The organism is Streptomyces sp. NPDC051987 (assembly GCF_040680735.1).
GTDB lineage: Bacteria > Actinomycetota > Actinomycetes > Streptomycetales > Streptomycetaceae > Streptomyces.
This window is the reverse complement of sequence record NZ_JBFAXI010000011.1, coordinates 91960-109453: the sequence shown is the minus strand read 5'-3', so window position 1 is coordinate 109453 and position 17494 is coordinate 91960. Positions and strand designations below refer to the sequence as shown.

At 72.1% G+C, this 17494-nt stretch carries 15 protein-coding genes; 9 read left to right on the top strand and 6 right to left on the bottom strand.

Going from position 1 to position 17494, the window contains the following annotated elements; all coding sequences use genetic code 11:
• The first annotated feature begins 247 nt into the window (after nucleotides 1-247).
• From AB0M11_RS09315 to AB0M11_RS09305, 3 genes are all read left to right on the top strand, one after another.
• Nucleotides 248-1636, top strand: coding sequence for a glycoside hydrolase family 43 protein (locus AB0M11_RS09315; protein ID WP_365703084.1), 1389 nt, complete (start codon nucleotides 248-250; stop codon nucleotides 1634-1636).
• A 235-nt stretch (nucleotides 1637-1871) separates the two neighbouring features.
• On the top strand, nucleotides 1872-2300 hold the full coding sequence (locus AB0M11_RS09310; protein WP_365703082.1) for a hypothetical protein: 429 nt from the start codon (nucleotides 1872-1874) through the stop codon (nucleotides 2298-2300).
• A 110-nt stretch (nucleotides 2301-2410) separates the two neighbouring features.
• Complete coding sequence (locus tag AB0M11_RS09305; RefSeq protein WP_365703080.1) at nucleotides 2411-3094, top strand: class F sortase; 684 nt, start codon at nucleotides 2411-2413, stop codon at nucleotides 3092-3094.
• A 24-nt stretch (nucleotides 3095-3118) separates the two neighbouring features.
• Here AB0M11_RS09305 and AB0M11_RS09300 read toward each other — a convergent pair whose 3' ends face one another.
• From AB0M11_RS09300 to AB0M11_RS09285, 4 genes are all read right to left on the bottom strand, one after another.
• Complete coding sequence (locus AB0M11_RS09300; RefSeq protein WP_365703078.1) at nucleotides 3119-4126, bottom strand: LacI family DNA-binding transcriptional regulator; 1008 nt, start codon at nucleotides 4124-4126, stop codon at nucleotides 3119-3121.
• Nucleotides 4127-4128: 2 nt separating this feature from the next.
• On the bottom strand, nucleotides 4129-5430 hold the full coding sequence (locus AB0M11_RS09295; protein ID WP_365703076.1) for a glycoside hydrolase family 27 protein: 1302 nt from the start codon (nucleotides 5428-5430) through the stop codon (nucleotides 4129-4131).
• 17 nt (nucleotides 5431-5447) lie between these two features.
• Nucleotides 5448-6971, bottom strand: a complete 1524-nt coding sequence (locus AB0M11_RS09290) for an alpha-L-arabinofuranosidase C-terminal domain-containing protein (protein ID WP_365703074.1) — start codon at nucleotides 6969-6971, stop codon at nucleotides 5448-5450.
• A gap of 189 nt (nucleotides 6972-7160) precedes the next feature.
• Nucleotides 7161-8606: a glyceraldehyde-3-phosphate dehydrogenase gene (locus AB0M11_RS09285; RefSeq protein WP_365703072.1), complete on the bottom strand. Its 1446-nt coding sequence runs from the start codon at nucleotides 8604-8606 to the stop codon at nucleotides 7161-7163.
• A gap of 176 nt (nucleotides 8607-8782) precedes the next feature.
• Here AB0M11_RS09285 and AB0M11_RS09280 point away from each other — a divergent pair, with 176 nt between their 5' ends.
• Entirely contained in the window at nucleotides 8783-9976 is a 1194-nt protein-coding gene (locus tag AB0M11_RS09280) for a hypothetical protein (protein WP_365703070.1), read from the top strand.
• 176 nt (nucleotides 9977-10152) lie between these two features.
• Here the strand turns inward: AB0M11_RS09280 and AB0M11_RS09275 are convergent, their stop codons facing one another.
• Complete coding sequence (locus AB0M11_RS09275) at nucleotides 10153-10470, bottom strand: hypothetical protein (RefSeq protein ID WP_365703068.1); 318 nt, start codon at nucleotides 10468-10470, stop codon at nucleotides 10153-10155.
• Nucleotides 10471-11060: 590 nt separating this feature from the next.
• On the opposite strand from AB0M11_RS09275, the gene AB0M11_RS09270 reads away from it, so the two are divergent.
• The 5 genes from AB0M11_RS09270 to AB0M11_RS09250 all read left to right on the top strand — a co-directional run bounded on the left by AB0M11_RS09270 (nucleotide 11061) and on the right by AB0M11_RS09250 (nucleotide 16462).
• Entirely contained in the window at nucleotides 11061-12257 is a 1197-nt protein-coding gene (locus tag AB0M11_RS09270; RefSeq protein ID WP_365703066.1) for a DUF1343 domain-containing protein, read from the top strand.
• 95 nt (nucleotides 12258-12352) lie between these two features.
• Nucleotides 12353-13342, top strand: a complete 990-nt coding sequence (locus tag AB0M11_RS09265) for a GNAT family N-acetyltransferase (protein WP_365703064.1) — start codon at nucleotides 12353-12355, stop codon at nucleotides 13340-13342.
• Nucleotides 13339-14640, top strand: a complete 1302-nt coding sequence (locus tag AB0M11_RS09260; RefSeq protein ID WP_365703062.1) for an ABC transporter substrate-binding protein — start codon at nucleotides 13339-13341, stop codon at nucleotides 14638-14640. The genes AB0M11_RS09265 and AB0M11_RS09260 overlap by 4 nt, the downstream gene beginning before the upstream one ends.
• On the top strand, nucleotides 14634-15596 hold the full coding sequence (locus AB0M11_RS09255; protein ID WP_365703060.1) for a sugar ABC transporter permease: 963 nt from the start codon (nucleotides 14634-14636) through the stop codon (nucleotides 15594-15596). Before AB0M11_RS09260 ends, AB0M11_RS09255 begins: the two co-directional genes overlap by 7 nt.
• Nucleotides 15593-16462, top strand: coding sequence for a carbohydrate ABC transporter permease (locus AB0M11_RS09250; RefSeq protein ID WP_365703058.1), 870 nt, complete (start codon nucleotides 15593-15595; stop codon nucleotides 16460-16462). Before AB0M11_RS09255 ends, AB0M11_RS09250 begins: the two co-directional genes overlap by 4 nt.
• Nucleotides 16463-16570: 108 nt before the next feature.
• Here AB0M11_RS09250 and AB0M11_RS09245 read toward each other — a convergent pair whose 3' ends face one another.
• Entirely contained in the window at nucleotides 16571-17176 is a 606-nt protein-coding gene (locus AB0M11_RS09245; protein WP_365703056.1) for a GPP34 family phosphoprotein, read from the bottom strand.
• Between the last annotated feature and the right edge of the window lie 318 nt (nucleotides 17177-17494).

Here is a 17494-nt window from a genome sequence, read left to right as displayed (position 1 = left end):
TACGGGCGAGCGTGATCAGGGGCCGGGGGAGCGCCGACCGCGAAGCGCCCGCGGCCGCGTACACGCCTACGCCCGCGGCCGCGTACACGCCTACGCCCGCGGTCCTCCGGCTCCGGTGCGCACAGCTAATTCCCAGTAACTCCCTTGTTGCGCAAGCATTGACGCGCCCCACGCGCCCCTCTAGTTTCTGATCGGTTTTCCGAACCGCGTCCGAAATCCCGGACATCCCCCCTCGTCTGGAGCGCACATGAACGGCACCCCCCTGTCCCGCCGTCGCTTCCTCGGTGCGGCCGCGACCGTCCCCCTCGCCGCCACCGGTGCCCTCGCACTCGGTGCCGGGTCCGCCGTGGCCGCCACCGACTCGGCCTACGTGATGTGCTACTTCACGGAGTCCCCGAACATGCTCGCCGCCAACTACGGCCTGCACCTTGCGGTCAGCACCGACGGCCTCCAGTGGACCCCGCTCAACCAGAACGACCCCGTCGCCACCCCCACCGCGGGCTCCCTCGGCCTGCGCGACCCGTTCATCCTGCGCAAGCAGGACGGCACCTTCGTGGTCCTCGCCACCGACCTCTACGGCACCGACTGGAGCTACGTCAGCCAGTACATCCACGTGTGGGACTCCACCGACCTGCGCACCTTCACCGGCTACCGGCGCATGAAGCTGCACGACATGGACACCCACGCCTGGGCGCCCGAGGCCTTCTGGGACGCGGGACGCGGCACGTACGGCGTCATCTACTCCGCGGTCAACAGCAGCGGCCACAACGTCATCATGATCAACTACACCGGCGACTTCGTCACCGCCGGCGCCCCCCAGGTCTTCTTCGACCCCGGTTACGACGTCATCGACGGCGACCTCGCGGTCGGTGTCAACGGCGTCAACTACCTGTACTTCAAGAAGAACTCCACCCTCGTCGGCGCCCGCTCCGGTTCGCTGGACCCCGGCAGTTTCACCGAGTTCTCCACAGCCGTCTCGCACAACGGCACCGAGGCCCCGGAGCTGGTCAAGTCCCTCACCTCCAGCTCCACCTGGTACCTCTGGGGCGACACCTGGGACCCCAACGGCGTCTTCTACGCCTGGCAGACCACTGATCTGTCCGCCGGCACCTGGACCGCCCTGGACCAGAAGACCTACACCCAGCCGCTCAACTCCAAGCACTGCGGCATCCAGCCCATCACCGCGACCGAGTACGCCAACCTCGTCGCCGCCTGGGGCACCCCCGCCTGGAACCGGCTGAAGTCCTACAACTACCCGGCCAGATACGTCCGGCACAGCAACTTCGTCGGCCGGATCGACCCGTACGCCTTCGACCCGTACACCGACGGCATGTGGACGCTGGTGCCCGGTCTCGCCGACAGCGGCGGCGTGTCCTTCCGGTCGGTGAACTACCCGACCCGTTATCTGCGCCACTACGACTACCAGCTGCGGCTCGACGAGAACGACGGCACCACCTCGTTCGCCCAGGACGCCACGTTCTACCGGACGGCCGGTCTCGCCGACCCCTCCTGGTCCTCGTTCCGCTCGTACAACTACCCGACCCGCTACATCCGCCACTCCGACTACGTGCTGCGCATCGACCCCATCGCCACGAGCACCGACCAGGCCGACGCCACCTTCCACGTCGGCTACTGACACCGCGGGGCACCCGTCATGCGGCGACACGCCGACGACGGGCCCACGACCGCCCGAATGGCGGCGTGCGGGCCCGGGGCGTTGACCCAGCCGGGCGGTGTTGGGCGTGTCGTCACCACGGATGGGCGGCCTGGATGGTGCGCGCCGCACGGGTGGCTGACGGTGGTTCATGTCGGGGCCGGGTCGTTACAGCTGATGGAGTATCGGCGCCCGGCCGCGGCGGAAGGACATCGAGATGCGTTCTGCCCGCATGATCCTCGCGACGACGGCCGCCACCGCGGCCCTCGCGTTCTCCGCTCCCGCGGCCCAGGCCGCGGCGGCGGAACGGGACGACGGAGGCCGTGACGACTCCTCCTACAGCAGCAGCGACAGCAGGTTCGACCCTCAGAGCTACCAGGGCCAGGACGACCAGGGAGGCAAGGGCGGCCAGGGAGGCAAGCAAGACCAAGGGGGCAAGCAGGACCAGGGGGGCAAGGGGAAGGACGAGGGCGGCTCGTCGTGGGGCTCCGACGAGGACAGCGACCGGCCGCACGGCGGTATGCACACCGGGGGCGGCGGCCTCGCCACCCCCGGCGTCACCACCGGCGGGCTGGCCGTCCTCGGCGTGGCGGCCGCCGGTGCCTACGCGCTGCGGCGCAGGAGAGTCACCGGGCCCGTGTCCTGATGGGCCCACGCCTGCGGAGGCCGCGGTGCCGTCGGCGCTCCACACGCCGACGGCGCCGCGACCCCTGTGTCCCGCCCTCCCGCTGCCGTGCCCCAGAAAGGTGACCTCCGATGGCAGCTGGCCCCACCCCGAACCCCGACGATCACGACGGCCAGGACGACCGGAGCGGCCCCGCCGGCCCTCCGCGCGGCGGACTGCTGCCCGTGTGGGGCGTCGCCGTCGTGCTCCTGGCCGTGGCGCTGCTCGGCGGACACCCGGCCGGCTCCGCGTCCACCGGCACCGGCAGGCCGGAGGGCACGGACGCAGCGCCCTCGGCCGACCCGCGCCGTTCCGGCGAGGCACTGTCCCGGTCCGCGCCCACCCGCCTGCTCATCCCCAAGATCGCCGTCGACGCCCCCTTCACCGTCCTCACCATGAACTCCAGCGGCCGGCTCGACCCCCCGCCGGCCGGCAACACCAACCTCGTCGGCTGGTACTCCAGGGGCGCGGCGCCCGGCGAGGCGGGGACCGCGATCATCGCGGGCCACGTCGACACCACGACGGGGCCCGCGGTCTTCGTCCGCCTGGACGAACTGGAGCGCGGCGACCGCTTCACGGTGAGCCGGGCCGACGGCACGGACGCGAACTTCGTGGTCGACGAGGCCGACACCTTCGCCAAGGACGACTTCCCCAGCGACCGCGTCTACGCGGACACCCGCCGCCCCGAGGTACGCCTGATCACCTGCGCCGGCGACTACGACCACGAGGCCAGGGACTACACCGAGAATTTGGTGGTCTTCGCCCACCTGGTCTGACGGCGTGCCGGCGCCGCGGATCAGTCAGCCGCCCGAGGACTCCCGCACCACCAGCCGGAACGGACCGGCGAACTCCTCCCGCTCCGGACCCGGGCCGCCCCGGTCGATGCGGGCCGCCAGCAGCGCGACCGCACGGTCGGCCATCAGGTCGTGGTCCGGGTCGACAGTGGACAGGGAGGGCACGAGGTACGCGCTCTCGTCGACGTTGTCGAAGCCGATCACCTTGACCTGGTCCGGGACCCGGACCCCGGCGTCGGCGAGGGCGCGCAGCACGCCCATCGCCACCGTGTCCGTCACACAGAACACCCCGTCGAACCCGGGGCCGTCCGCGAGCCGCTCCCGGATGCCGCGGGCGGCCTCCGGCATGGTGAGGGCCGCGGCGGTCACCACCAGTTCCGGGCCCGCCGGCAGCCCCGCCGCCGTGAGTGCCCGCCGGTACCCGGCATGGCGCAGGCTCGACACGTCGACGTCACCGTCCAGCCGCCCGCACACGATGGCGATGCGCCGGCAGCCCCGCTCGACGAGATGGCGGGTCGCGGCCTCTGAGGCGGCCTCGTTCGGCATGGCGACATGGTCGACCGGCCCGCCGAAGATGCGCTCGCCGAGGATGACCACCGGATGGTCGACGTCGAGCGCGCCGACATCGGCCGGGCCCATGCCGACCGTGCTGAGGATGAGCCCGTCGTAGAGCCGGTTGCGGGACAGCGCGAGGGCCGCCAGCTCGTTCTCGCGGCGGGCGCCGGTCTGCTCGATGCTCACCCGGAGACCGTGCCGGGCGGCCGCCGCGATGATCGAGGCGGCCAGCCGGCCGTAGTAGGGGCGGTTGATCTCGGGGACGGCCAGCCCGATGGTGCCGGTGCGGCCCTTGCGCAGATTGCGGGCGGCCACGTTGACCCGGTAGCCGAGCCGGTCCATCGCCGCCAGGACACGCTCCCGGGTGACCGGGCGGACGTGGGGGTGCCCGTTGATCACGTTGGAGACGGTCATCGCCGACACCCCGGCGGCCTTCGCCACGTCCTGGATCGTCGCCACAGTCACTCCCGCCGGCTGTCCTCGGCAAGACGATAGAGCGCGGCACCGTGGGCGGGCAGCACGACGGACAGCCGCTCGCCGTCGTGAGCGGTGTCGGCGCGGGTCCACAGCTCGCGGACCCGGTCGCGGGAGGTGGCTCCGATCGACCCCAGCGGGACCTCGAAGCGCCGTTCCTCGCCGGCCAGCGAGAACACCGCCGCGTACCGGGTGGGCCCGTCGGTGTCCCGCGCGGTCCACAGCACCAGGTCCCGCTCCCGCAGCACCTCCCGGTTCCCGGTGCTGTGCCAGAGCACGTCGAGCGCCTCGTCGTTGGTGAGCAGCGCGATGGTCTCCGGCGGCGAGGTGGGCAGGTCGCCGCCCATCATGAGCGGGGAGCGGGAGATCAGCCAGAGGGTGAGGAGGCTGACCTGCTCGGGAGCGGTGAGGGCGGACTGGCGGTCCGCCCCGCGCTCGGCGCGGATCCCGATGTGGCCGAGCGGCAGCATGTCGGCGTCCGCCCAGCCCCGCTCGCCCTGCCAGGGGGCCCAGCGGGCCATCCGCGCGAACTGCGCCTCGACGTCCTCCCAGCGGTCCCACAGGTCGTCGCAGACCCGCCACATGGTGGCGTTCTCCCGCAGGTGGTCCAGGCGGGCGAGGGACATGTCGGTGCCGGGGGAGAGGCTCAGCTCGATGGGCCGCCCACTGCGTTCGACGGCCCGCGCGTAGGCGGCGATCTCCCGCTCGTGGTACGGGAAGAGCATGTCGTCGGCCTTGACGAAGTCCACTCCCCAGGCGGCGAACTGGGCGACCTGGGCGTCGTAGTAGGCCTGGGCGCCGGGATGGTCGTGGTCCAGGCCGTAGTTGTCGGAGTTCCACGGGCACACGGAGTCGGTGTCGGCCACCTCCGCGGCGGTGAACTCCGTTCCGAGGACGGGCAGCCGGGCCTCGACCGCGCGCCGCGGGATGCCCCGCATGATGTGCAGCCCGAACCGCAGGCCCATGGCGTGCACCCGGGCGGCCAACGGCCCGAACCCCGCCCCGCCGGCGGCGGAGGGGAACCTGTTGGGTGCGGGGAGCTGGCGGCCGTGCGCGTCGAGCACGAGCGGTGCGTCGGGGTTGTAGCCGTGGGCGCGGGCGGTGGGTTCGTACCACTGGATGTCGACGACGACGGTGTCCCAGCCGTGCGGGAGCAGGTGCTCGCGCATGAACTCCGCGTTGGCGAGGACCTCTTCCTCGGTGACGGTGGTGCCGTAGCAGTCCCAGCTGTTCCAGCCCATGGGCGGCCGCAGACGCCGGGCGGGCAGCGGACGCGCGGGTCGGGTCATGTGCGCACTCCTGCGGATCAGCACTGGGTCAGCGGAGCCTGGACGGTGACGAACGAGTGGGGCGGCAGGGTGAGCCGCAGGCCGCCCGTGGTCACGGACACGCCGTCGAAGGCCCGGGGGGAGACGGCGGCCGACGCCTCGGGGGTGTTGTGGGCCTGGAGCTTGTCGGCGGTCAGGATCCGGGCGGCCGGCTCGCCGAGGGCGCCGCCGCGCAGGTCGAGGGTGATCTCGGTGGGTTCCTCGGCGTCCAGGTTGCTCAGTGAGATCAGGACGGTGCCGTCCTTGACGCTGGCCGATGCGGACACCGTCTCCAGCTCCGTGTCGCCGACCCGGCGCCGGGTGCCCTCGCCGCGCAGGTGCACGGGGAGCGAGGTGGCGTCCTGGTGGCCCTTGTTCATCTCGAAGACGTGGTAGGTCGGGGTCAGGACCAGGGCGTCGCCGTCGGTGAGGAGCATGGCCTGCAGGACGTTGACGGTCTGGGCGATGTTGGCCATGTGCAGGCGGGCCGCGTGCCTGTGGAAGATGTCGAAGTGGGTGCTCGCCACCAGCGCGTCGCGCAGGGTGTTCTGCTGGAAGAGGAAGCCGGGGTTGGTACCGGGCTCCACGTCCCACCAGGTGCCCCACTCGTCCAGGACCAGGCCGACCGTGCGCCCCGGGTCGTAGACGTCCATCACCGTGGAGTGACCGGTGAGGATGCGGTCGATGCGGCGGGCCGACAGCATCGTGCGGTAGTGGTCCTCGGCGTCGAACTCCGTGGCGCTGCCCTTCGCCTCCCAGGGGCCGGAGAGGGTGTAGTAGTGGACGGAGACGCCCTGGAAGAAGGTCTTCGGGGTGGCCTCGCAGCCGAAGCAGCTGATCTGCTGCATCAGGGTCTCGGTCCACTTGTAGTCGGCGTCGGAGGCGCCCGAGGCGATCCGGTAGAGCTTGTTGTCCCCGTGGTCGCGGCAGTAGGTGGCGTACTGGCGGGCCAGGTCGGCGGAGTACTCGGCGCGCATGTTGCCGCCGCATCCCCACGTCTCGTTGCCGATGCCCCAGTACTTCACCCGCCAGGGCTGCTCGCGGCCGTTCTCCTTGCGCAGCCGCACCATGGGGCTGTCGCCGTCCCGGGTGAGGTACTCCACCCACTCGCTCATCTCGCGGACGGTGCCCGAGCCCACGTTGCCGCTGATGTAGGGCTCCGCGCCGAGGAGTTCGCACAGGGCCATGAACTCGTGGGTGCCGAAGTGGTTGTTCTCCTCGACATTGCCCCAGTGCGTGTTGACCATCCGGGGACGCTGCTCGCGCGGGCCGATGCCGTCCCGCCAGTGGTACTCGTCGGCGAAACAGCCGCCCGGCCAGCGCAGGTTGGGGATGTCGAGCGCCCGCAGCGCCTCGACGACGTCGAGCCGGATGCCGCCCACGTGGGGGAGCGGGGAGTCCTCGCCGACCCAGAAGCCGCCGTAGACGCAGCGGCCCAGGTGCTCGGCGAAGTGGCCGTAGAGGTGACGGCTGATCGTCGGGCCCTCGATGTCGAGGTTGATGATCGCGGTGGCGGTGGGCACGCGGGAACTCCTGTCCAGGAAGCCGGAGGTGAGGGACGTTCGATATCACGAACGCTGTTCGCAAGGTGGTACGCGGCGGCGCCTTTTGTATCGATAAAAAGCTGCCATCGTGCCGTGATCGCGTCAAGAGCGCGGACAGCCCGGCTCCCCGCGGTGCAGGGGGCCGGGCTGCCCGGGGCGCCGGCGGTGTCAGACCGCCGTGGCCGGGAACGTCGGGTACTCGACGCCGGAGACGTGCTGGACGACCCGGACCACCTGGCAGGAGTAGCCGAACTCGTTGTCGTACCAGAGGTAGAGGATCGCGTTGTCGCCCTCCACCTTCAGCGCGCCGGCGTCGACGATCGACGCGTGGCGCGAGCCGATGAAGTCGCTGGAGACCGCGTCCGGCGCGGTGATGAAGTCGATCTGTCGCTTCAGCGGGGAGGTCAGCGACACCTCGCGGAGGTGGTCGAGGACCTCCTCGCGGGAGGCCTCGCGGGCCAGCTGGAGGTTGAGGATCGCGATCGACACGTCCGGCACCGGGACCCGGATGGAGCTGCCGGTGATCCGGGCCTTGAGGTCCGGCAGCGCCTTCGCCACGGCGGAGGCGGCGCCCGTCTCGGTGATGACCATGTTGAGCGGCGCGGACCGGCCGCGGCGCTCGGACCTGTGGTAGTTGTCGAGCAGGTTCTGGTCGTTGGTGAACGAGTGCACGGTCTCCACGTGCCCGCGCAGCACCCCGTACTCGTCGGCCATCGCCTTCAGCGGCGGCACGATCGCGTTCGTGGTGCAGGAGGCGCAGGACAGGATCTGCTCGTCCGGCTTGATCGTGTCGTGGTTGACGCCGTGCACGATGTTCGGGACGTCGCCCTTGCCCGGCGCGGTCAGCACGACCTTCTCGATGCCCGGCCGCAGGTGCTTCGACAGGCCCTCGCGGTCCCGCCACTTGCCCGTGTTGTCGATGAGGATCGCGTCCCGGATGCCGTACTCCGTGTAGTCCACGGCGCTCGGGTCGTCGGCGTAGATCACCTTGATCTCGTTGCCGTTGGCGAGGATCGTGCTGGTCTCCTCGTCCACCGTGATGGTGCCCTGGAACTGGCCGTGGATGGAGTCGCGGCGCAGCAGCGAGGCGCGCTTGACGATGTCCTCGCCACCCGTGCCCCGCACCACGATGGCCCGCAGCCGGAGCCCGTTGCCCGAGCCGGCCTTCTCGACGAGCAGCCGGGCGACCAGCCGGCCGATCCGGCCGAAGCCGTACAGGACGACGTCCCGCGGCTCCCGGCGGTCGATCTTGTTGGCGCCGGTGGCCCCGGCGACCGCCTCCGCGGTGAACTCCTCGACGGACAGACCGCGGTCGTCACTCTTGTGGGTGGCCGCGAGCATGCCGATGTCGATCTGGGACGGGCCGAGGTCGAGCGCGGTGAGCGCCCGCAGGAACGGCATCGTCTCGGTGACCGAGAGCTCGGCCCCGTCGATCTGGCGGGCGAAGCGGTGGGTCTTGAGGATGCTGACCACCGACTTGTTCACCAGGGAGCGGCTGTGGAGGAGGACCGTCACGTCCCGCTCCCGGTGCAGCTTCCCGATGAGCGGGATCATCGACTCCGCGATCTCCTCGCGGTTCTTCCAGTTGGTGAACGAGTCGTCGTTGACAGTCACAGACCTGAATCTCTCGATCGAGCTGGGTGGCGCTCATATGGTAAACCGGCCGGTGAATGATCGATCAAGGGGGTCCGGGTGTGATGCGGATCGCCGGGGTCTGAACCCGTGCCGAAGACCGTGAGAAGGTTCCGTGTCGCGTTGCGCCGTCGCGGGACGCTGCCGAAGGTCGGAGTGTGAGCACCTCCTCCGTCCCGCGGCCCGAGTCCGCCGCGCAGTCCGGTCCCGCCCGCCCGGGACCCGTCCGCCGCTCCTCGTCCGGCCTGGTGCCCGCCCTCGTCCTGTTCGCGGCCGTCCGGCTCGCCGGAGTCGCCGCCGTCGCGGCGGCGAACCACGCCCTGGGGCGTCCCCTGGTCAAGAACCTGGCCCATGCCTGGGACGCGCGCTGGTACCTGCACATCGCCGGCCACGGCTACGGCGACCTCATCGACATCACCCGCAGGGGAGCGGTCCAGGCCGACTGGGCGTTCTTCCCGCTGTACCCCGGGCTCATCCGCGCCCTGACCACCGTCCTGCCCCTCACCCCCGGCAGGGCCGCACTGGTCGTCTCCGGGACCGCCGCCGTCGTCGCCGCCTGGGGCATCCACCGCATCGGCCACCACCTGTACGGCCCAGCCGTCGCCGCCGCGCTCGTCGCCCTGTGGGCCGTACTGCCCCAGTCGGTCGAACTCACCATCGCCTACACGGAGTCCCTCTTCTCCGCCCTCGCGGCCTGGTCCCTGTACTGCGTCCTCAAGGGCCGCTGGCTGTGGGCAGGCTCGCTGGCCTCGCTCGCCGGGCTGTCCCGCCCCACCGGCTTCGCGGTCGCGGCCGCCGTCCTGGCCGCGGGCGCGCACGACGCGGTACGACGGCGTGGCCGGGTCCCGCTCGCCCTGTGGGCAGGCTGCCTGCTCGCCCCGCTCGGCTGGCTCGGCTACGTCCTGTGGGTCGGGCAGCGCACCGGCGACCTGCTGCACGGCTACTTCCAGGTGCAGCACGCCTGGAACTCCCGCTTCGACTTCGGGGCGGGCTCGCTGAGGTTCCTCAGAAGCCTGCTCCTGCACGGCGGCGCCTTCGTCTACGCGGCGGACCTGGTGCTCGTGGCCGCCGGGGTCCTGCTCTTCTGCCTGCTGTGCCTGGACCGGGCCCCACTGGCCCTGGTGGTCTTCGCGGGTGTCCTGGTCCTGGTGGTCGTGGGCGGCTCGGGCTCCTTCTCCTCCAAGCCCCGCTTCCTCCTCCCCGCCTTCCCCCTCCTGATCCCGCTGGCCCGCGCCCTGGCCGGCGGCCGGCGGACACACCCCGCCCAGACCGTCCTCGTCGTCGGCGCCCTCGCCGCGGTCTCGCTGCTGTTCGGGGCCTACGTCATGGTGGTCGCGCGCGCCCCGCTGTGACGCCACGAACGGCCGCCGGTACCGGCGGCCGGCGCATCGGACCTCCCCCGATCGGACGACGGCGTCCGCTGACGCGCGCCGGTCCGCGCCACGCGTCCGCCGATCGCCGACGGCGCCCGTGCGCGGCGCGGCCCTGGCGCTCGGGCCGCGCCAGGGCCGCGCCGCGAGGCGCCTTCTCAGCGGGGGTTGAAGACCACGCTGGCGAAGTGGACGTTGCGGGACGCCGAGTGGCCGGGGGCCACCCGGTGCGTGGTGCCCTTGCACTTCGGCCTGCTGTAGACGACGAGCGCCTTCTTCGTGGCGTTCTGCGGCCCGCGTGCCTCCTGCGCCATGTCGAGGCACTTGCGGTCCGGCGGGTTCTGGATGGCGTACGCCTTGCCCTTCGGTCCCACCCAGACGAACGTCCCGTCGGCGGCGGCCGCCGGTCCCATGGTGATGACGGTGAGGGCGAGCCCGCCGAGAGCGACGGCGAGCGGACGGAGCAGGCGCATCATGAGTTCCTTCGTGAACAGTGACAACGGTGACAAGGGGCCGCGGAAAGGACCGAAGCCCGGCGCCATCACACACCGTCACCACGCCGATACGCCCGTGCGACACGGAAACGTCCCACGTCCGGGCGACATCCGTCGGCGTGTCGTGGCGGCCGGACCGGCCGGCGGTCAGGAGGCGCATACGAGCCTCACCTGCGACCGCGACGGTGAGCGCCGACAGCCCGACCGTCGCGGTCCGCCGGACGGAGGACGGTGGTGGGGCCGCCGGTGCCCGGCCGGAATCGTGCTCACGCAGGCGGGGGCGTCCGCCAGGCAGGCGCCGGACAGCCGGGCGAAGGAAGGGATGTCGCTGAGACCCATGCCTCGTCCGACGCCCCTGACCGGCAGGGGCGTCGACGGGAGCGACGGCGTCACACCCTCGGGGCACGGGTACCCCGGACGACCGCTCCCGCCGCTGTTTCGCCGGCGGCCCCGGACCGCCGTCGGCGGCGGCAGTCCGGGCCGTCGGCGATTCATCGCCGGAGTCAGCGGAGAAAAGGGTACATTCCGGGCCATCGTTTGTGAGAGGTGTCACCGGCGGGACGGGGCAGGGGATGAGCACGGACGACCGCGTCGCGGTGACGCCCGGGATCGCACGGCTGCACGCGGCACCCGGACTCGCCGGGCCCGGCCGCTTCGGGCTGGTGACCAACCACACCGGCGTGCTGCCCGGCCTGCGTCCGGCCGCACCCGCGCTGCTTGCAGCCGGCGCGCCCCTGGTCGCCCTCTTCGGCCCCGAACACGGGCTGCACGGCACCGGCCAGGCCGGCGAGAGCGAGGACGCCCGGACCGACCCCGGCACCGGCCTGCCGGTTCACGACACCTACCGCCGCGACGGCGACGGACTGGACAAGCTCCTGATCGACAGCGGCGTCGACGCCCTGGTCCACGACCTCCAGGACATCGGCGCCCGCTGCTACACCTACGTGTGGACCATGTTCGACCTGATGGTCTCGGCCGCCCGCACCGGCATCCGGTTCGTGGTCGCCGACCGGCCCAACCCGCTGGGCGGGCTCGTCAGCGAGGGCCCGCTGCTCGAACCGGCCTGGGCCAGCTTCGTCGGACGCGCCCCGGTCCCCCTGCGGCACGGCCTCACCAGCGGCGAGCTCGCCCGGTACCTCAACGCCTCGGCCGTGCCCCGCGCGGCCGGCCGCGCGGCCGACCTGACGGTGATCGAGATCCTCGGCTGGCGGCGCGCCATGGACGCCGCCGCCACCGGTCTGCCCTGGATCGCGCCCTCGCCCAACATCCCGACCGCCGCCACCGCCACCGTGTACCCCGGAACCTGCCTCTTCGAGGGCACCAACCTCTCGGAGGGCCGGGGCACCACCCAGCCGTTCGAGATCGTCGGCGCCCCTTACCTCGACGCCCGGTTCGCCCCCGCCCTCGCCGAACTCTCCCTGCCCGGCGTGCACTTCCGCGACCTTCGGTTCGTACCGGCCTTCCACAAGCACGCCGGACGGCAGCTGCGCGGGGTCCAGCTCCACGTCACCGACCGCGCGGCGTTCGCACCCGTGCGCACCGCCGTCGCGATGCTCGCCACACTGCGGCGGCTCCACCCGGACGACTTCGCCTGGCACACGGTGGACGGCGGCGCCGAGGGCACCGGCCACCGGTACTTCGTCGACCTGCTGTGGGGATCCGACCGGCTGCGGCGCGCCGTCGACGCGGGCGAGGACCCGCTGCCCCTGTGCGGCCCGCCGTCCCCGCCCGGCCGCTGGGCCGGTGACGACGCCCTGCTCTACCCCTGAGCCGCACCGCGCACCGCGCTCACCCGCCGTCGCCCCTCCCTGTACCCGCCGTCGCCCAACGACACCCGCCGTATCGCTCGGAAGGACCCCCGTCGATGACCGATCTCACGACTCTCACGACGACGGCGCAGGCCGCTGTCCGCGGCTTTCGCGCCGGCGACGGACCGCGGGTCGTGGCGGCGTGGCGGCAGAGCGCGCCGGCCGACCCCGTCACCCCCGACCGCTTCCGCTCCCTGGTGCTGCTCGACCCCAACTTCGACCCGGAGGGGCTCCGGGTCGCCGTCGAGGGTGACCGGGTCGTCGGCGCCGCCTACGCGGTGCGCAGGCTCACCCCGATGGCCGGCACCGACCTGGAGCCCGAGCAGGGCTGGATCCCGTTCTTCTTCGTCCACCCGGACGCCCGCGGACGCGGCCTCGGCCGCCGGCTGCTGACCGAGGCCCTCGACTGGCTGCACGGCCACGGCCGCACCCGGGTGGACTTCTCCTCGTACACCCCGAACTACGTCTTCCCCGGCCTGGACGCCGAGGCCTACCCGGAGGCGGCGGGCCTTCTCGACTCCCTCGGCTTCCGGACCCTCTACGAGGCGGTGGCGATGGACCGCGTCCTGGTCGGCTACCGGCTCCCGGACGACATCGCGCTCCGGGTGGACCGGCTGACCGCACGGGGCTACCGGTTCGGCACCCCGACCGACGACGACCTGGTGGACCTCCTCGCCCTCGCCCAGGGCCACTTCGGGCCGGACTGGGCATGCACGATCCGCGCGGCCCTGACCGCGGGCACCCCGCTCGACCGGATCGTCGTGGCCCGCGACCCCGGTGACCGCATGGTCGGCTGGGCGATGCACGGCGCGTTCGACTCGGTGGACGAACGGTTCGGCCCGATCGGCGTGCTGGAGGAGGCGCGCGGCACCGGACTCGGCGAGATCCTGCTGCACCTCGTCCTGGAGCGGATGCGGGCACTGCGCGCGCACGCCGCGTGGTTCCTGTGGACCGGGGCGCAGTCCCCGGCGGGTCACCTGTACCGCAAGAGCGGCTTCACCACGACCCGGGTGTTCCGGGTGCTGCGCCGGGAGACCGCCCGGTGACACCGTCCCTGAGCCGGCGTCGCTTCGCCGTCGGGCTCTCCTCGGCGCTGCTCACCGCCGGCTGCGCCGCCCCGCACCGCGGCACCGGACGGCCCGGCGACCCGATCGTGCTCACCCTGCTCTCCCACTACGCGAGCGGCGAACTCAAGAAGGCCCTGCAGGGGCCGGTGGACGAGTGGAACGCCCTGCACGACCGGGTCAAGGTGCGGACGAAGGCCGTCGAGTTCACCGACCTGCTGACCACCCTCATGGTCCGCCAGGCCGCGGGCCAGGGCACGGACATCCTGCACCCGTACTGCCTGTGGAACGGCCAGCTGGTCCGCGCCGGAGTGCTGCGGCCCGCGCCGCCCGAGCTCGCCGAGGAGATCGGCCGCGGGTACGGGGCGGCCGCCGTCGGCGCCGCGTCGGTGGCGGGCAGGGTCTACGGCTACCCCACCGAGACGCAGACGTACGCCCTCTACTACAACCGGCGGCTGCTGCGCGAGGCCGGGGTCGACGGCCCGCCGCGCACCTGGCCCGAGCTGGAGGAGATTGCGTACCGCACCGCCCGGCGGGACCGGTACGGCAACACCCTGGTCCAGGGGTTCGGCCTGTCGGCCTTCGACGACTCCACGACCGTCGGCCAGACCCTCGCCCTGCTCAACGCCGCCGGGGGGCGGTTCGTCTCGGCGGACGGCAGGCGCACCGCCATCGACTCGCCGGCCGGCCGCGCCGTGCTGGAGCTGGAGCGCCGCCTCGTCGACAAGGGCGCGAGCGCCCCGGGCGTCAACGTCTACCAGGCGTTCGCCTCCGGGCAGGTGGCCATGGTGATCAGCGCCGGCTGGTGGACGACGAACCTGAAGGCGCTGATGGGCGCGGCCTACCGGGAGGTCGGCGTGGCTCCCGTGCCCCTTCCCGAGGCGGACGGCAGGCGCGCCACGCTCTCCACCGGCTTCATGCTCGGCGTCAACACCGCCAGCCGGCACCCCCGGCAGGCCTGGGAGTTCCTGCGCTGGCTCAACACCGAGAAGGTGCGCGGCGCCACCCGGATGAGCGCTCTGCAGGCGTCGGTCGGCTCCCTCACGGGCCGTGCCGACGACATGCGCGCGCTCCTCGGCACGAGCGGCGACCCCAATCTGCACCCCTTCCTGGACGCGCTGGCGTACGCCGTGCCGGAACCGAACGTGCCGGGCGCACAGCAGGCCAAGTCGCTGCTGCGCACCAACATCGAGGCCCTGTGGAGCGGACAGCAGACGGTCGACGACGCCCTGCGCTCCATCCGCCGCCAAGTCGACCAGGAGGTGTCACGGTCATGGTGAACGCCACCCTGGCCCCGGAGCCCACCGAACGGGCGGCGCGCGAGAGCTCCGCCGCTCCCGGCGGCCGCGCCCGCGTCCGGCACCGGCGCCGCCAGGTCGTCGCCGCGTACCTCTTCCTCGCGCCGGCCCTGCTGTTCTACGCCGTCTTCCTCGCCCTGCCGCTCGGCTTCGCGCTGCTGCTGTCGACGTCCCGCTGGGCCGGGTTCGACCTCGGCGACATCGACCCGGTGGGCCTGGACAACTTCGCCGGCCTGTTCGCCGACGGCGCCAGGTTCCTGACGCCGGTCCTCACCAACACGCTGCTCTTCGCCGTGGGCACGGTGGCCCTCTCGCTCGCCGGGTCGGTGCTCGTCGCCACCTGCATCGACAAGCTGCGCTTCCAGGGGCTGTGGCGCACCCTGTACTTCCTGCCGATCGTCACCACCGTCGTCGCCGTCGGCAACGTCTGGAAGTACATGTACCAGCCGGGCGGCCTCGTCAACGGCGTCCTCAACGCCGCCGGACTCGGTTCGGTGGCCTTCCTCCAGGATCCGGACACCGCGCTGCCCGCGGTCGTGGTCGTGCAGGCCTGGGCCTCCGTCGGCTCGGCGATCCTCGTCCTGACCGCCGGGCTGAAGTCCATCCCCGAGACCTACTACGAGGCCGCCGCGCTCGACGGCGCGGGGCCGGCGACCGTGTTCTGGCGGATCACGCTGCCGCTGCTGCGGCCGTCCCTGCTGTTCGTGTGCGTCACCCAGTTCCTCACCGGTCTGCAGTCCTTCGCGCTGATCATCGTGATGACCAGGGGCGGACCGGGGGACGCGACCGACGTGGCCGCGCTGGAGATGTACTGGCAGGCCTTCTCCTACGGCGACTGGGGCACCGCGAGCGCCGCCGCCTTCGTGCTGTTCACGGTGGTCCTCGCGGTCACGCTGGTGCAGCTGTGGCTCTTCAGGCGCAAGGGGGAGGACGCGTGATCCGCCGCCGTTTCCCGTGGCTGTCGTATCTGCTGGTGGTCACCGGCGCGGTGCTCACGGTGGTGCCGTTCGCCGACATGCTGATGACGTCGTTCAAGGGACCGGACGAGGCGGGCACGCTGCCGTACCGGTTCCTGCCCAGGGCGTTCGACCTGTCCAACTACCGGGCGGCGATCGACCAGCTCGATCTGCCGGTGCTCTTCCGCAACAGCGTGGTCGCCACGGGCACGATCACCGGTTCGGTGCTGCTCACGTCGTCGCTGGCGGGCTACGCGCTCGCCAAACTCCGGTTCCCCGGCCGGGACCTGGTCTTCCGGCTGGTGCTGTCGACGATGATGTTCCCGCCGTTCCTCTTCTTCGTCCCGCACTTCCTGATCCTGGTGCACTGGCCGCTGGCGGGCGGCAACGACCTGCTCGGGCGCGGCGGCGCGGGACTGACCGTCAGCATCGTGGCCCTCGCCATGCCGTTCCTCGTCAGCAGCTTCGGGATCTTCCTGACCCGCCAGTTCATGGTGTCGATCCCGGACGAGGTCCTGGAGGCGGCGCGCATCGACGGCTGCGGCGAGTTCGCCGTGTGGTGGCGGATCGTCGTCCCGCAGACCAAGCCGGTCCTGGTCACCCTCGGCCTGCTCACCTTCGTCGACGCCTGGAACGAGTACATCTGGGCGCTGCTCGTCTCGACCGCCAACCCGGCCGTCATGACCCTGCCCGTCGGCATCCAGTTCCTCCAGGACTACGTCGATCCGACCCGCACGCTGCCCATCGTCATGGCCGGCCTGGTGCTCAGCGTCCTGCCGGTGCTGGTCCTCTTCCTGCTGCTGCAGAAGTACTACATCAGGGGCGTCATGCTCAGCGGCCTCAAGTGAGAGCGGGCCGGCCGCCCTCCGGCGGCCGCGCGGAGAGGCGGTCGCCCGGAGCTGGGCCGGAACCCGGCAGATGGCGGGAGCAGGCGGGTCAGCCGCGGGCGGCGACCGTCACAGGCCGCGCCACACGTTGTCGAAGGCCGCGTCCTCGATCTCCCGGCGCTGCCGGACCGCGGCGAGTTCGGTCACGGCGTCGTGCACTGCGGCCACCACCGTCACGGTCGCCTCGGGAGCCGCACCCGTGAGGTCCTTCGCCGCGCCGTCCGGGATCCCCACGGCGGCCGCGAGAGCGGCCAGCACGGGCTCACCGGACGTCCACCGCTCGTGCGCGCGGACCCGCTCGGGCGAGTCGGCCGGTTCCGTCCGCCCGGTGGGCAGCGGCAGCCAGCGCCGCCGCTGCTGGGTGACCGTGCCGTCGGCCTCCAGGGCCTCGAGATACGCCGCGCCCAGGCCGCGCCCCCGCCGCCACAGCCAGTCCTCGACCGACTCGTACGGCGTCTGGCGCCGCAGCGCCGCCTCCGCCTCGTCGAGGAGCCGGTCATCCGCCCCGCCCGCCGCGGCGGGCACGATGAGGTCGCCGTCGAGCGTGGCCGCCCCGGCCTCGATGAGATCGACCAGCTCGGCTCCCGCCAGCGCCAGCGAGAGGTCGCCCTGCTCGACGGGCCGGGCTGCGGCGTCGTACACGGTGACCAGGAACAGGTCCCGGGGTGTGGTCATGTCGGACTCCCCAACACAGACGACGAAGGCGCCAGAGGGTTCTGAGGCACCAGAGGTAACAGACCTACCAGAGAGAACGGCGGCGCCGTCCCATGCGATGCCCGCGGACGGTGTGTTTCCGGCCCGCGGAGGCCCTCGGGGCGTGACACCCCCCATAGGAGCCACATCACATCCTATGCGCGGTCGTAGTGACAGAGCGCCCTGAAGTGGCCATAAGAGCCATATATCGGGCATTTCACCTATCTAGTACGAAGTCGGGTAGTGCGTCACATCGTTGCGGACCGCTCCGAGCGCCGCTAACCATTGCTGTCGTCGCCG